The organism is Nocardia arseniciresistens, assembly GCF_046764875.1.
GTDB lineage: Bacteria > Actinomycetota > Actinomycetes > Mycobacteriales > Mycobacteriaceae > Nocardia > Nocardia arseniciresistens.
On the sequence record NZ_JBKORD010000017.1, the window covers coordinates 116,269 to 131,220 of the forward strand.

Sequence of the window (14,952 nt, forward strand, 5' to 3'; positions counted from 1 at the left end):
TTGGCGCAGGTGTAGCGCACGGTCCACTCCGCCCGGCGCCATGGGCCCTACCTACGATAACAGCGTTAACCCAAGGTGGGGTTTACGGCTGGTAAGGCGGTGCTACGCCCCAGCCCCAATGCGGCATGGGGGCTTCTAACGGTGGGTGGGCCTCGGGTTGCGAGTTCGTCTGCGCGAGACGAGTGCCCCACTCGATGTAGGAGGCGAAGGCGGCGCGGAACTCCGGGTCGCTGGGCAGGCCCACCTCGTCGGCGGCATCCATCAACAAGTTCACCCATCGGCGACGCTGCGGCTCGGTAATCGCCTTGCCCAGGTGCTGACGCACCATGTGGTGGTAGCCGCCACGCTCGGTGCTGTAGGTGTCGGGCCCGCCGAATACTTCCGCCAGCCACATCGCCACGTATTTCGGATGCCCGGGGTCCATGCCGCGAAACAGCGGGCCGACCACGTCGTCTTCGAGGACCTCGCGATAGAACGCGACGGTCAGCGCTTCGAACGCAGGTGTGCCACCGGCCCATTCGAACAGCGTCGGCACGTCTGGGGCGCCGACAGAGGAGTCTGTCACCAGCCCAACCCTACACAAACACCGCGCCACGTTCCTGGTGCAGCCGCACCATGCGTGCGCGTGCGTGGACACGAGGCCACGGCATTATCCGGGACTTCCCCCCGCGCCGCATCACTCCGGCGAGGGACACGAAATCCCTACTGGAGGTGATGGTCTCGTCGGGCCGCGCCCCTACCATGGCGGTGGTGACCATCGCCGCCCATGCTGTTCGCCGCCGTGCCATGGGCGTTGCGGGACTGTGTGCCCTGTTCCTGTCGATGTGGATGGCACCCGCCTCAGCCGACTCGCCATCCTCCGGGGCTGACGTGTCGATCGCACAGAGCCTCGGCGATCGCGAACTCACCATCGTGCTGCGCCGGGTGACCAGTGTGCCGGGCCCACTGCGCGTGGACGTCGTCACCCATACCGGTACCGCCGCCGGCCAACTCACACTTGCGGCGACACCGACCGGAGCCGCCGCGGAGTCGGTAATGCCTGCTCCGGGGGCACCCGCCGCCGAGTCTGTTATCGAGCTCGGCGGCACACCAGGCATGTACTCGGCCACCGTGGCGATGGACAGGGCCGGACCGTGGGAACTGGCCATCGGCGACGGCGTGCGGCTGGCGCGCATCCCTTTCGTGGTGCCCGCGCAGGTCACCTCACCGCCGGAGCGCCTGGTCTACGGTGGGTTCCTGGTGGCAGGGGTGCTGCTACCCGTTTCGGTGCTGGTCGCGACCCGTGCCCGCCGCGGCGTGTGGGCGCTGCTTCCTGCCGCTGGCATGGTGGCCGGGGTTGCGGTGTCGGTGACCGCCGCGCTGCTGTCGGTGTCGTTCCCGCTGCCCCCACAACCGGGCACCCAACTCGACCCCACCGTCGACAACGTCGAGAACCCGTATGCGGTGAGCCAGCCGATGATCTCGGACTTCTCTCGTCCCCCCGTCCTGCTCACCATCGAAGGTGGTCCCGCAATAGCCGGACGGCCGGGCGATCTCGATCTGAAGGTGATCGACGCCGCGACCGGCGCACCGGTCGACGACCTTCTCGTGCACGATAGTGCGTTGATGCATCTGCTGCTGGTCGCGCCATCGGGGCGCCTGTCGCATCTGCACCCGATCCGGATCGGCCCCGGCCGCTATCAAGTTCACCTGGCCGCACCCGAACCCGGACGCCATGCCGTATCCGCTGAGGTTGCGCGTCGCGGTGGCGGTGTCCAAATGCTGCGCATGGCAACCGGTTTCACGGTGGCTACGAATGACGCGGCGGGTGTTGCACCGTCGCCGGACGCTCCGGTGCATCTGGGCGGCGGCGACATCGCTGCGACGACCCTCGGCGACGACCCCGTCAGCGTGCGGACGACCACTGCGGTGGCAGGGTTGCCCACGACCATCACCGCGCAGGTCGGTGACAGCGCCGATCTGCAACCGTGGCTCGGGATGGTCGGGCACATGATCATGGCGGGACCGTTACCCGATGGCTACGGCACCGATATCGGTGTGGCCGTGCAGGATTCGCCTATCTGGGGACATGCTCACTCGATGGGATCGACATCGATGCAGGCCATGTCCGGGATGGGTGACATGCCGGGCATGCACGCGATGGGCGACATGCCCACGACTGGAGGCGCAACGATGCTCATGCCGCCGGTCAACGGTGAGAGCGCTCCGGACGAGACGGTGGCCGCCTACGGGCCCGACGTACCTTTCACCTACACCTTCCCGGCCGCGGGCCGGTACCGGTTGTGGATACAGGTCGAACGGCACTACAGCGTGCTCACCGTTCCTGTGGTCCTCGATGTCGCGGCGGCCGGAGCACACCGATGAGCGCGGCCGTAACCACCACGCGGCCGACCGATCATGGCCTGCGGTCGCGTCGCGTTCTCGTGGCCGTCGGCGTCGCGATCGCAGTGGTGATCGCCGTGGCCGGGTGGCTGGTATGGCCGAGTCCGCCCGCCCCGGTAGTACTGAATTCCGGCACTCCTCACCATCTCGTCACCGTCACCCTCGACAGCGTTCGCCTCGGCGCCCCCGCTATCGAGGTCACCGTCACCGACCGCGCCGGTGCCCCCATAGACCATGGCGCAGTACAGATTCAAGCCATCCAGACACTGATGGGGCACGCCGGGCAACCCATCACCGCGGTCCCCTCGGGCGAGGGCCGCTTCCGCGCCGCTGCGGTGCCGCTGATGATGACCGGCCCGTGGGAGCTGCGACTGTCGATCGATACCCACGATTGCGTCGAGCAACTCACGCTGCCGCTGTGGGTCGGCGGCTGACCATCGCGCCACCGCGCACGTATGAGCGATAACCAGATCAGAGAAGGGACCGATCGTCCATGAGTACCGCAGCATCATCCGACGCGCCCGAAGACCGCGCTGGACCAGCCGTGAGCATCGCGGAACCCGCACCCGTCCTCGCCTCCGATAACGGTACTGCCGCGCGTATCGGCGCCTGGTTCGTCGTACTCGGCACCGCTGTCACATTGGTCGGCCTGAGCTGGGATATCCAGTGGCACGACGAAGTCGGCCCCGACACCTTCTTCACGCTGCCGCATCTGCTGCTGTATTCCGGCAGCGCCATCTCCGGGTTCGCCTGCCTCGCCATGGTGCTCATCGCCACCTCCGCCCAACGCGCGGGACGGCCGGTGCCGCGGCTGGGCGGCACCCCCATTCGAGTGTTCGGCAGCAACCTCACCGCACCGCTGGGATACATGGTCGCCGGAGCGGGTGCCGCGTTGTTCCTGCTCTATGGGTTGCTCGACCTGGAATGGCATTCGATCTACGGTTTCGACGCGGTGCTCAACACCCCATCCCATGTGGCGCTGTTCTTGTCGATAGCCCTCACCATGATCGGCAGCATCATCGTCTTCGCCGCCCATCGCGACCACCGCTGGGGCCGGATCGGCATTCTTGTCGCGATCCCGATTCTGATCACCTTCGCGCCGATTCCCACCAATGCGTTGAACAATCTGGAACTGCCCGCCGATCCGACCATCCTCGGGATCGTCCTGTTCGGGCCGATGTTGCTCATTCTCGGTGCGGCATTGCTGGCCCGTCCCGGTGCCGCGGTCGCCATCGCCGTATCGCTGGGAACCATGCAGGCGATCCTGTGGTGGTTCTCGCCGTGGGCCGCGGAAACCTATGCCTCGGCAATCGGACTTCCGCTGCGTGACGGTCTCCCCTCGGGGCCACCGCAACTGCCCGCCATCATGCCGATGTTCCTGATCGTCGCGGCCCTGGCCGTCGAGGGTCTGTTCTGGCTGGCACGTGCCCGCGGTGTCGATGCCGAGAAGATCGTGTTGGTGGCAGGCGTGGTGACCGGTGTGATCGTCGGGGTGAGCTTCCCGCTGCAAATGAACCTCACCCATGCGATGTCACACATCGCATTCGGGGACGTCATGACGATCACGCTGTTCGGGGTTCCGCTCGGGCTGCTCGCCGGATTCCTCGGTGGCCGGTTCACCACCATGCTGCCCGCACCCGCCACGGAGGAGCTCCGATGACCTTTCTGCGCAGGCTGACCCTCACTGTGCTGGCAGCCATCACTCTGTCCCTGGTCACGATCGCCCCGGCCTCCGCGTATGCGCCGGTCGACATCGTGCACACCGAACGCATCCAGGCCGGGCCCTACGGTGTCACTGTCGGGTTCTCGACCTGGCCACTGCGCGCGATGAAGTCATTGGACTTCACCTTCCTGCCCGATGGCGGCATCGCCGACAAATCCGGCACGTTGCGCGTCACCGGTCCCGCGATCAAACCAGGAAGGCGGGCCGGGCCGCTGGTGCGTCATCCCCGTAAGCGTGACTCCTGGGGCTTGGATGTGAAGGCGTTCGACGACCCAGGGGCCTACCGGTTCGCCTTCGTCATCGACGGCCCGCTCGGCCGCGGAGAAGGAGCCCTCGACGGCGTCGAAGTACTCGACCAACCCGGCCCGCCACTTCCGCTGAGCTGGACGATCGGCACCTTGCCACTGCTCGGTCTTGTCATATTCCTCGCGGTGGCATGGCGGCGCACCCGCCCGGGCCGTCGCCCTTTGACCGTCTGAACGTGGTGCTGCTACACCGTTTTCCGGCCCGTCTTGACTCGCCCGACAATCCAGGCCACCAGCACCGCGGCCAAGAACGACAGCAGCGACGCGCTCATCCAGGCCTGCTTGGTGAAATGCAGAGACTCTTGGACGTTAACCCAGAAGTCGGTCCAGAAGCCCGCGTCACCCGGGTTGATGAGTTGGTACACCGATAGACCGACCAGCCACGCGAAGATCATCCCCCAGCGCGAAGGGGCATCCGGTGTGGTGTTCCATTCGCCCCTGGCGCGCAGAAAGAAGTCGGCGACAAGGACACCGAGCAGCGGCACGAACACCGAACCGATCAGCCCGAGGAAGCCGAAGTAGTTCTCCATTTTCAGCCGCAGCGCCAGCAGCGTGATCAGTACGCCGAGCCCGATCGACAGGACGCGGCGATCGATGCGCGGCGCAAGGTTCTGGATCGAGACGGCGGTGGAGTAGACGTTGGCGAAGGACTGGTCGGCCTCACGCACAACGAAAACGAAGAAGAACACCGCGCCCAAACTGACCTGTAGGAACGGTGTGTACTGTCCGCCGTCGCCGGTGGCGAGCGCCAGCGCGAACAGACCGAGGATGTAGGCGACGATCTGGGTGATCGCGTACGCACCACTGGCCGCACCGAAAGCCGCCCCGGTGCTGCGGGAGTGGCGGGTGTAGTCCGCGGCGACCGGCACCCACGAGATCGACACCGCCAACGCCGCGTCGGTGGCGATCCAGAAGAGGTTCCAGTCGACACCGAACGGGCCGCCCCCGGTGGGGCCGGGGTTGACGGTCAAATCGGGAAGGCCCTTGTGCAGGAACTGGATATAGAACCAGACCAGGGCGATGACGACACCGATGGTGACAAACCGGCGCAGCATCCGGACCGAGCCGAGCGGCCAGATCGTCAACGCGGTCGTGAGCACACCGGCCAGCACCACATACAGCCAATGCGGGCCACCGCCGAAGAGCTCCTCGGCCGCATTGCCGATGACGATCAACTCGAAAATCCCCCAGCCGATCAATTGCGCGATATTGAGCACCGTCGGCAGATAGCTGAGTTTCGCACCGAACAGTCCACGCAGCAGCACCATGGCGGGCTTACCGGTCTGTGCCCCGGGCACCGCGGCCAGCCCCAGCATCACACCACCCACCACGGTGCCGACGATCATCGCCACGATGCCCGCGGCGATCGAGATCTGCGGTGCGTACTCGGTATTGGGGGCCAGCACCGTGTAGGCACCGGTGAAGGCGACGAGGCTGACGCCGAGGTTGGCCCAGAAGGCGCTCTGGTCCCAGAAGGACAGCACTTTCGGCGCGGATTCTTCGAGGGTGAGCGGCGCTTCGTGCCGTTCGGATTCGTCCAGGGTCGGTACGGACATACCTGAGCACTACTCCCTACGCCGGCATTACCCGGACAGGTTCATGCGGTCGGCGAAACATGGGGTTCGCCCTCTCAGCCCGGCCGTGCCCGAGCTCCCGCGGTGGGGTCTATTCGGGCGAATAGTACACGCGCCGAGCCATGTCACATAGCGACCGATACTCGGCTCGAATCCAGCGGCCGACTTCGCCCACTGCCGCGCAGCGGTCTGCGGTAACTTGTGGCTACCAGTGCCGAGCATCGAAGGATCGCATGGTCGGCGCGTGCACGATGCCGAGCACAATGTCGCCGAATGCAGCGAATGCCTTATTGCAGCAGGTGAATTCATCCAGGAGAGGCGAGCACGATCATGATCGGATCCACGCGCTGCGCGGTCGCCGTCATCAGCGCCGCCATCGTGCTGTGCGGGTCCACGGCCTGTACGTCCGATACCGAACATGCGGACGGCGACTCGAGGTCCACCGAGCAGACGAACCGCGGCGAGGTCGTCTCAACAGTTCCGGTCGCCCAGATGTCCACCGACGAGGCCACCGCCTATCTGGCCGCCACCGCACGCAATGGTGTCGACGCCTATCGCGTCGTGTACCGGACCATCGATACCGCAGGCGCCCCGACCACCGCGAGCGGACTTGTCGTGTTGCCCCGCACCGACTCCCACCGGCTGCGCGTGGTCACCTATGAACACGGCACCCTCTCACGCAAGAGCGATGCGCCATCGGTGAGTGGGGCATCCCGCCCCGACCAGGCGCGCACGGTCATGTTCGCCGCCGCGGGATATGCGGCGGTCGCACCCGACTACCTGGGGCTGGGCGAAGGCCCAGGTTTTCACCCCTACACCCACGCCCCGACGGAGGTCAGCGCCTCGGTCGACCTGCTGCGTGCCGCCCGCACGATCGCCGCTCGCGAACAGCGCGACTTGGAGCCCGACATCCTGGTCACCGGCTTCTCTCAAGGTGGCCAGGCCGCGACGGCATTGAGCAAGGCACTACAAGCAGGCGAAGTCCCCGGCTTCGGGCTCGCGGCACTAGCACCGATCAGCGGCCCGTACGACGTTCGAAATGTCGAGACACCCGCGGGCCTCGACGGCCGAGTCACCCCCGCCAGCGCCGTCGTCTACTTCGCCTACTGGCTCACCTCGATGAACCGAATCCACCACCTTTATGACAGCCCGACCGAAGCCTTCCAAGAACCCTACGCATCCAAAATCGAAGAACTCTTCGACGGCAACCACAATGAACTCTCCATCGCCGCAGCCCTACTCACCACCCCGCAACAGCTGCTGACACCGAAGTTCATCGCCTTGTCGCGCAACCCCGCCGGTCCCGCACTCGACGCGGTGGCCGACACCGACGGCACCTGCGACTGGACCCCGCGCGTCCCCGTCCACCTCTACGCCGCTTCCGGCGACCGCAGCGTCCTCTACGCCAATTCCGAACACTGCCTGCAAGCCCTGCACAGCGACAAGGCCACCCTCCTCGACCTCGGCCCCCTCGATCACGGCAGCACCGCCCTCGTCGCGCTGCCTCAGATCCTCGAGGTTTTCCAGCAAGTGGCCCCACCCACCTGAGGCTCCCGGTTCGGTCGTCACCCTTGCCCGTGCGTGTAGCCGGTTGCCGCGGGAACCGTCACGCCGTGTGGATCGGCGTGCCACGATGAGGTGCACCATCACTGGCAGGAGGTGACGAAGTTGTCGGAGCCATCAGTACCCGTCGCCGACGATCCGTTCGGTGGTCGGCACCCGACCAGTCACGAACGGCAGACCGGACTGTCTTGGGACGCGTCGTACCACGACGGTCCCTCACCTTGGAATATCGGCGGCCCGCAGCCGGCGATAGTGCGTGTGGCATCCGAAGGCGGTTTCGCCGGAGCGGTCCTGGACGCAGGCTGTGGGACGGGTGAAAACGCTCTTCACGTTGCCTCGCTGGGATTGTCGGTTCTGGGCGTCGACGTGGCACAGACAGCATTGGCGATCGCGCGAGGCAAGGCCGACGACCGTGGGATCGAGGTCGAGTTCGAGGTTGCCGACGCGTTCGCTCTGGAGCGGGTGGGGCGCAGGTTCCAGACGGTGCTGGACAGCGGACTGTTCCACACCTTCGACGCCGACGAGCGACCCGCGTACGTGGCGAGCCTGGCGGCGGTGACCGAGCACGAGGGAACCCTGTATGTGTTGTGCTTCAGCGATACCGGTCCCGATACCGGCCCACACCCGGTCAGTCGGGAAGAGCTGAGAGCGGCGTTCGAGCCCACCAGTGGATGGACTGTCGCCACCATCGAACCGGACCGCATTCATACGAGATACCACGATGACGGAGCACCGGCTTGGTTCGCGACGGTCACACGGATCTAGCCTGCGAGACCGGTCGACCCGTCGTCCAAGGCCGGAGCGATCCGAACCAACAGCTGAGGCTCCCGCTCCGAAACCGAAACGCGCATCTTCGCTACAACGGTTCCCGACGCGCCCCGCATGCATCGCATCCACGTCGGACGCTGTTCTTTGATGGCGCGCGAAGGAGGTGGTTTTCGACAAACGTACATCTATACGCATGCCCCCGAAATATTCGGCCTGACCTGACCCATATCAATGGCGGCGACCACCTCCTAGTCGCGTACGCCGAAGCAGTCTGTCCGACCGGCACTCATGCTATCAACTGGCTCGAACTGCGTACCTCCGAGAGTGGTGAGTACAACTGTCGGGCACCGGTCTTGCAGTCGAAGCCATCGAAACCTTCCTGACCAGAACGGAATTCAGCCAAACCAGCCCCGACTGGGAGTCGCTGAGCGCCGGATTTCTCAGATCTGGCCCCCTCGAGCCGACAGCGCGGCAGCGGACTGGTGATCACCCGGCGTGCGGTGTCGACTCCGATGCCAGCGCTTTCGGCACGCCCGTGCGGCGCGCTTCGGCGAGCAACTCGTCGAGTTGGATTTCGGCGCGTTCGGCGCGGGCCAAGGTTTGGGTGCGTGCTTCGTTCAAGGCCTCGATGCGGTGTGCCGCCTCGGCCCGCGCCTTCTCGATCATCGTGGTCGCCTCGGCGCGCACCGCGGCTACTTCGGCTGTCGCTGTCCGGCGCGCCTCGGCCAACTCGTTGCGGGTGGCATCGAGTTCGGTTCGGACCCTGCGCCATTCCTCCCGTGCCTCGTTGGCGGCTTCCACTCGTTCCGCGGCCGCCCGCTCGGCGCGTTCGGTCGCGCGCTCGGCATCGGCGGCTCGCTGGACGGCGAGATCGCGTTCGGAGTGCGCGGCCGCTACCCGCGCCGCCGATTCACGCTGGGCATGGCCGATTTCCTTGTCGGCGCGGTGCTGTGCCTGTTGCACCTGCTCGGCGGTGTCCTGGCGGATTCGCTCGATTTCCTCGGCGGTTTCGCGGCGTGCGGTGCGGATGTCGGCTTCGGCGGCGCTGCGGGCGGCGAACACATCATCGGCGGCTTGCCTGGTGGTGCGCTCGACTTCGCGTAATGCGTCGTCGCGGTCGGTAATCGCGGTGGCGACCAGCCCTTCCGCGTGCTCAGCCGCCGCGGCGGCATCCTCGGCGGCGGCGTCGGCGAGCGCTCCGGCTTCTTCGGCATCGCGACGGGCCTGCTCGGCGGCGACCCCGGCCATCTCGGCCTCGGCGATCCTGCGGGCCGCATCGGCTTGCACGGCCTGGACCTGCGCTTCGGCGATCGAAGGGTCCGCCAGCGTGGACAGTTCGGCCACCGCCGAATTCAGGGTATTGCCCAGTTGATCTGCCAGTCCACGGAATTGGGTGAGCAGTTCATCGGCACGCAAGCGGGCGACCGTGACCGGACCTTGCTGCGTCACTGTGACGGAAGTGGTCGCCGCCTCCGACTCCTGCTGCTGGCGTTGACGTTCCCGCCAGGCGCGCCATCTGGTGTGCTCCGGGTGATCACAGTATTCCGAGGGTCGCCCGGGGCCGCCGCCGCGAGTTATGGGCCGGGGGCAGCCCGGGTAGTTGCATACGTTGGACACCCGAGAATCGTAGCGTTTGTTTCGTCGTAACCAACGTATTTAAACGAAACGAAATGCGTGTTGCCCCAGGAAGACTCATTTTGAGACACGTTCGCCTGACCGCCGATAAGTGAACCTTATCGGCGGTCAGACTCGACTAGAGTTATCGACTGTCGGTGCACGAGTTCCGTTTTCGTTTGGTTGGCTAAGACGAAACGAAACTGCTACGGAACTACATAAAAACTAGGGAGCTGATTCGTGGACGATCGAAGCGCTGTTGTCGCGGTGCCGGAGTTGGTACAGACCGAACTACGCAAAGGAGTGCGCAGTGTGCTGATCGACGCTGCCGCACTGCGATTGGTTCGCGAACGCTTCGACGACAACCAAGCCGGATCGTTGCGCCGATACCTCGAGGCATCCCAATCGGCGAATACGCTGCGCGCCTACCGCACCGACTGGATCGCCTGGTCGGCCTGGTGCACCGCCGAAAGCCGCCAAGCCCTCCCCGCCGACCCCTTGGATGTCGCGGTCTACCTGGCCGCCGCCGCCGACGCATTGCGTCACAGTGACGACGAAACCGCGCCCCAGCAGTGGGCTTTCAGCGCCGCCACCCTCGAACGTAAAGCCGCCGCGATCGCCGCCGTCCACGCCGCCAACGGACTTCCCTCCCCCACCCGCTCCGACGTAGTGCGCCTGACTCTGCGCGGTATCCGCCGCACACGCCGCGCTCAACCCAAGCGCAAACGCCCCGTCCTGTTGCACACCCTCGAACAACTCCTCGCCGGGCTCCCCGAACAAGGCTGGCCGACCGAACCCGCCCGCCGCCGTGACGCATTGGCACTACTTGTCGGATTCGCCGGAGCATTGCGCCGCAGCGAACTCGCCGCCCTGCGCATCAGCGATATCCGCGTGAACCTCGACCATCGCACCGGCGAGCCCCTGCTGATCGTGCAGCTGCCCACCACCAAAACCGACCCCACCGGTGTCGCCGAACAACGCGTCGCCCTCCCCCGCGGCCAACGCCCGCACACCTGCCCCGTCTGCGCTTTCGTCGACTGGCTGGCACTACTGGAAGTGCATGCCGCCCACGGCAACACCGGTCTGCGGTCGTGGCTGGCCGAAACCGCACCCACATCCCCGGACATCCACCGCTGCCACGGCTTCGAAGGCATCACCCTCGCCGACTACACCGACCAACCACTCTTCCCGACCATCACCCGCCACGGTGGCATCGCCACGCGCCCCATGTCCGGACGCGCCATCGCCGAACTCATCAAGCGCTACGCTGCCCGCGCAGGTCTGGACCCCACCTTGTTCTCCGGCCACTCCCTGCGCGCGGGCTTCGCCACCCAAGCCGCGCTCGGCGGCGCAAGCGACCGCGAAATCATGCGCCAAGGCCGCTGGTCCAACCCCCGCACCGTGCACGGCTACATCCGCACCGCAAACCCATTGGAAGACAACGCGGTCACCAAACTAGGTCTCTGATCGGGGTATTAGGATGAATTGCATTTAATGCAACACTGCACATCGCGGCGACGAAGGCTGCGACGCAGGTTGAGGGCAATCAACACCATAGCGCGTCGGCACGAAAATCATGCTCTACCTGCGCGATTCCCACGTTCCTTGAACAAGACGCAACAATGTTGTGTTTAATGCAACACCATGGAAAGGGCTGATCTGCCCGGTGCGGCGCACCTTGTGCTTGCCGATGGTGTCGTACACCTGGACCCTGAACGTGCGGTGTTCGATGCGATGCTGGCCGGTTGGGAGCGCCAGCAGCGGACGCGGTTCCTGAAGGACGCCACGATCCGGCCCCGGATCGCGCTCATGCGCCGGTTCGGTGAGTTCACGAATTTGTATCCGTGGCAATGGGAACCGGCCGACGGGGAGGATTTCATCACTCACCTTCGGGCCGAGCGGGACGGCGCGCGCCCGATCACCGTCTCGTCCGCGCGCGGCTACGAGGTGTCGATCACGTTGTTCATGCAGTACGTGAGCGATCCCCGGTACCAGTGGCCGACGGTCTGCCGGGAACGGTTCGGATCGGTGCCGCAGCAGGTGTTCCACGAGGGCAACTCGGTCGCCCATGTCACGGATTTCGAGGGACAGCCGGGACGACGGCCGTTGAGCTATGACGAGGTCCAGGCGCTGTTCGATGCCGCCGATGGGCGGGTCGTGCACGCCCGGCTCCACGGCCGCAAGGGCGCACTTCCCGCGTTGCGCGATGCGGCGTTGCTGAAGGCCGTCTACGCCTACGGCTTTCGCCGTCGCGAAGCTCAACGCCTGGACCTGGCCGACCGTCGGCACGCGCCGAAGATGCCGCAGTACGGCCAATATGGCGCGTGGTTCGTGCGGTGGGGCAAGTCCTCGAACGGCAGTCCGCCCAAGCGACGGACGGTGTTGACTGTCCCGGAGATGGATTGGATCGTCGAAGTGCTCGACCACTGGGTCAGTGAGGTCCGGCCGCTATTTAATCCCGGTCGGCTGCAAGCGCTTTGGGTTCATGCGCACCGTGTTCGCGCTGCGGGCGTCATCGCCCGGTCCGCGGAAGGGACGAGCAACAGCGGCCCCTCTGCGCCTCGTTCTCGCTCGCAAACTCCGCGCCCACGGAATCGGCACGTTGAGCTCACGCAACTCCGCCCGGGCCGCCTGGGCCCGCGAGATCCCCGGACCGATCGCTGCCGATCTGCAGGGCATCGACATCAACACCGCCACACGATGGGCGCAACGAACCCGACGAGACTGGACCGACTACCTCGCCACCCGAGCCGCCGATCAGCGCGCCATAGAGTGAGATCAGACCACATCAGCCCAGGCAGGTGACCACATGGCCGAATTGACGATTCCCGACTTTCCCGACGAGGTCTACCGCGATCTGCACGCCCGCGCGATCCAACACGGCAACAGCATCGCGGCCGAGGCCACTGCCGGGATCGCCTGGGTTGTGGCTAGTCGGCGAACATCTGGGCCGCCATCTGCCGGGACTTGTCGACGGCGTCGAAACCGCGGGGCAGCATGACTGCTTGATAGGCGGCTACAGCGTCAGCAAGCGACTTGTCACCTCGTGTGGCGGAAAGGATTTCGCGGGCGAGGGTGGCGGCATCGGCCAATGCGGTATTCGCGCCCGCGCCGGCGGTGGGCGGCATGGCGTGGATCGAGTCACCGAGCAGGGTGATCGGACCCGGCTCCCATGCTGGAACCGGGTCGCTGATCCGGAAAGTGATCGGGAAGAACGTGCCGATGTCGGAGCGGGCATAGATATCGCGGATCGCGGGATGCCAGTCCGCGACGATGTCCGCGGACAGTTTCCACAACTGCTCCGGCGACATGTGAAACAGCGTGTCGTCGGCGACGCCGAGTCGTTGCGGGGTGGCGATCAGGGTAACCATCAGATAGTCGGTCCGCTCCGCGGTGCGGGTGCGGAAGCGGACGGTGCCGAACCCCGCGCCGCAGGTGCTGCCGCCGGACACCCAGCACAGGCCGCGCTCGAATTCCTCGGGCGACAGGGTCCCCGTCAGGGGCAGCCGGCCGTAGATACACCGCAGGCCGAAGTCGTCGACCACGGCATCGGGCAACAGTTGACGACGGACGGCCGATCCGACGCCGTCCGCGCCGACCAGCAGGTCACCCTCGTCGCTGCCGCCCTCGGCGAACTCGACGCGGACCCGGCCCGAATCGGTGATCCGATAGTCGGATACCGTGCGCCCGAAGCGGACGACCTCGTCGAGTCCGGTGAGCAGCCCCTGACGGAAGGTGTTGCGGTCGACCGCGGTGAGCTGCGAGTTGGGGATGCCGGGAAAGTCCTGGGCGAACACTCGCTGCAGGCCGGTGGTGAAGGTGGTCACCAGGTCGCCGTTGCGGCCGCTGGTGCGGCGCAGCACGTCGAGCACCTCCGGCGTGACGCATTCCCCCAGCGCCGCGTTGCCGTCCGGGTCGATGTGGATGCGGTAGCCCTGATTGCGTGTGCGGGGTGTGGGGTCCTGCTCGAAGACGGTGACGTCGAGCCCGGCGTGATGCAGAGCCTGGGCGAGAGTCAGTCCGCCGACGCCGCCCCCTGCGATGAGAATTCTTGTGCCATCGGACATTTCGATCTCCTGATCCGGTACCGGGCGCTCGCCGGTACCCGTCTCCATGGTGTACTCATCAGCACCAGGTGTCAAACGTTCATTTGATACTGTCATGCATCCATATACTATTGCTCAATGGTTATATGATCGACTGCATGGCAGGATCGAAAGCTCGCAGGTCACCGTTGCCGCAGGAGCGGCAGCGCGACCCTGATCACACCCGCGCACTGATCGCCGATGCCGCGAGGGTCGAGTTCGGTACGCACGGATACGCCGGCGCCCGCATCAGCGCGATCGCCGCCCGCGCCGGGGTGAACGTGCAGTTGATCTCGTACTACTTCGATGGCAAAGAGGGCCTATACCAGGCCGTCTCACAGCAGTGGGCGCAACGCCAGGGTGAGCTGGTACCGCCGGATGCGCCGTTGCCCGAGCAGCTGCGCCGCTACGCGCTGGAGGCGTTGCACAATCCGGATGGGGTTCGCCTGCTGGCCTGGAACGGACTCGAATACACCGCGCCCGAATCCCCCACCGGCACCAGCCTGTTCGCCGAGACCATCGACAAACTGAAGGCACTTCAGGAGTCCGGTCACCTGTCGGCCGAACTCGACCCCGCATGCCTGGTGATCATGCTGATGGCCATGGCGATGGCACCGACCACGCTGCCCCAGATCGTGGAGGGCGTCTGCGGTGTCGATCCGCGTTCGCCTGAGTTCCTCGAGCGGTTCGCCGACCAGATTGCCGCCCTGGCAGTGAGTCTCGGGCTCGGACCGGCCTCCGACATGCCCGACGTGGGCCCGCCCGCCGAGCCTCCGACCTGATATGCACGACCCGATGCCCGTCGGGCGGCGAATACCGCACGGGTGCAATACCGCTACGTCACCAGTCTTCGAACATCAGTCATCGCTCGTCAGTCGAGCCCATCTCACGTCATAGCGGCCAGGCGCGGTTGCGGCGACCTGCGGATTCGCGAACAC

Annotated in this window: 14 protein-coding genes and 1 riboswitch; of the genes, 10 read left to right on the forward strand and 4 right to left on the reverse strand. The window is 66.0% G+C overall.

Annotated features, from left to right (window positions below):
• Window positions 1-82 precede the first annotated feature (82 nt).
• Window positions 83-565 (reverse strand): group II truncated hemoglobin, encoded by a 483-nt coding sequence (locus tag ACLMAJ_RS28865; protein ID WP_412017002.1) that lies wholly within the window; start codon window positions 563-565, stop codon window positions 83-85.
• Window positions 566-750: 185 nt separating this feature from the next.
• On the opposite strand from ACLMAJ_RS28865, the gene ACLMAJ_RS28870 reads away from it, so the two are divergent.
• The 4 genes from ACLMAJ_RS28870 to ACLMAJ_RS28885 all read left to right on the forward strand — a co-directional run bounded on the left by ACLMAJ_RS28870 (window position 751) and on the right by ACLMAJ_RS28885 (window position 4,584).
• Window positions 751-2,364, forward strand: coding sequence for a hypothetical protein (locus ACLMAJ_RS28870; protein ID WP_412017003.1), 1,614 nt, complete (start codon window positions 751-753; stop codon window positions 2,362-2,364).
• Window positions 2,361-2,816, forward strand: a complete 456-nt coding sequence (locus tag ACLMAJ_RS28875; protein ID WP_412017004.1) for a FixH family protein — start codon at window positions 2,361-2,363, stop codon at window positions 2,814-2,816. The genes ACLMAJ_RS28870 and ACLMAJ_RS28875 overlap by 4 nt, the downstream gene beginning before the upstream one ends.
• A 110-nt stretch (window positions 2,817-2,926) precedes the next feature.
• Complete coding sequence (locus ACLMAJ_RS28880; protein WP_412017005.1) at window positions 2,927-4,042, forward strand: hypothetical protein; 1,116 nt, start codon at window positions 2,927-2,929, stop codon at window positions 4,040-4,042.
• Window positions 4,039-4,584, forward strand: a complete 546-nt coding sequence (locus ACLMAJ_RS28885; protein ID WP_412017006.1) for a hypothetical protein — start codon at window positions 4,039-4,041, stop codon at window positions 4,582-4,584. The genes ACLMAJ_RS28880 and ACLMAJ_RS28885 overlap by 4 nt, the downstream gene beginning before the upstream one ends.
• Window positions 4,585-4,595: 11 nt before the next feature.
• Here the strand turns inward: ACLMAJ_RS28885 and ACLMAJ_RS28890 are convergent, their stop codons facing one another.
• Complete coding sequence (locus ACLMAJ_RS28890; protein ID WP_412017007.1) at window positions 4,596-5,966, reverse strand: purine-cytosine permease family protein; 1,371 nt, start codon at window positions 5,964-5,966, stop codon at window positions 4,596-4,598.
• A riboswitch (TPP riboswitch) is annotated at window positions 5,961-6,077 on the reverse strand. Its footprint overlaps the gene before it by 6 nt.
• A 237-nt stretch (window positions 6,078-6,314) precedes the next feature.
• Here ACLMAJ_RS28890 and ACLMAJ_RS28895 point away from each other — a divergent pair.
• Both ACLMAJ_RS28895 and ACLMAJ_RS28900 read left to right on the forward strand, forming a co-directional pair.
• Window positions 6,315-7,532: a hypothetical protein gene (locus ACLMAJ_RS28895; RefSeq protein WP_412017008.1), complete on the forward strand. Its 1,218-nt coding sequence runs from the start codon at window positions 6,315-6,317 to the stop codon at window positions 7,530-7,532.
• A gap of 120 nt (window positions 7,533-7,652) precedes the next feature.
• Window positions 7,653-8,312, forward strand: a complete 660-nt coding sequence (locus ACLMAJ_RS28900; RefSeq protein ID WP_412017009.1) for a class I SAM-dependent methyltransferase — start codon at window positions 7,653-7,655, stop codon at window positions 8,310-8,312.
• 489 nt (window positions 8,313-8,801) lie between these two features.
• On the opposite strand, the gene ACLMAJ_RS28905 is transcribed toward ACLMAJ_RS28900, so the two are convergent.
• Window positions 8,802-9,932, reverse strand: a complete 1,131-nt coding sequence (locus ACLMAJ_RS28905) for a coiled-coil domain-containing protein (protein ID WP_412017010.1) — start codon at window positions 9,930-9,932, stop codon at window positions 8,802-8,804.
• Between the two features lie 237 nt (window positions 9,933-10,169).
• On the opposite strand from ACLMAJ_RS28905, the gene ACLMAJ_RS28910 reads away from it, so the two are divergent.
• From ACLMAJ_RS28910 to ACLMAJ_RS28920, 3 genes are all read left to right on the forward strand, one after another.
• Window positions 10,170-11,396: a site-specific integrase gene (locus ACLMAJ_RS28910; protein ID WP_412017011.1), complete on the forward strand. Its 1,227-nt coding sequence runs from the start codon at window positions 10,170-10,172 to the stop codon at window positions 11,394-11,396.
• Window positions 11,397-11,609: 213 nt separating this feature from the next.
• Window positions 11,610-12,734 carry a site-specific integrase gene (locus tag ACLMAJ_RS28915; protein ID WP_412017094.1) on the forward strand — a complete coding sequence of 375 codons (1,125 nt, stop codon included), beginning with the start codon at window positions 11,610-11,612 and terminating at the stop codon, window positions 12,732-12,734.
• Window positions 12,735-12,738: 4 nt separating this feature from the next.
• On the forward strand, window positions 12,739-12,930 hold the full coding sequence (locus ACLMAJ_RS28920; protein WP_412017012.1) for a FitA-like ribbon-helix-helix domain-containing protein: 192 nt from the start codon (window positions 12,739-12,741) through the stop codon (window positions 12,928-12,930).
• Here the strand turns inward: ACLMAJ_RS28920 and ACLMAJ_RS28925 are convergent.
• Entirely contained in the window at window positions 12,860-14,092 is a 1,233-nt protein-coding gene (locus ACLMAJ_RS28925) for an FAD-dependent oxidoreductase (protein ID WP_412017013.1), read from the reverse strand. The two genes, ACLMAJ_RS28920 and ACLMAJ_RS28925, sit on opposite strands and share 71 nt — an antisense overlap.
• 41 nt (window positions 14,093-14,133) lie before the next feature.
• Here ACLMAJ_RS28925 and ACLMAJ_RS28930 point away from each other — a divergent pair, with 41 nt between their 5' ends.
• Window positions 14,134-14,796, forward strand: coding sequence for a TetR/AcrR family transcriptional regulator (locus tag ACLMAJ_RS28930; protein WP_412017014.1), 663 nt, complete (start codon window positions 14,134-14,136; stop codon window positions 14,794-14,796).
• Window positions 14,797-14,952: the final 156 nt, after the last annotated feature.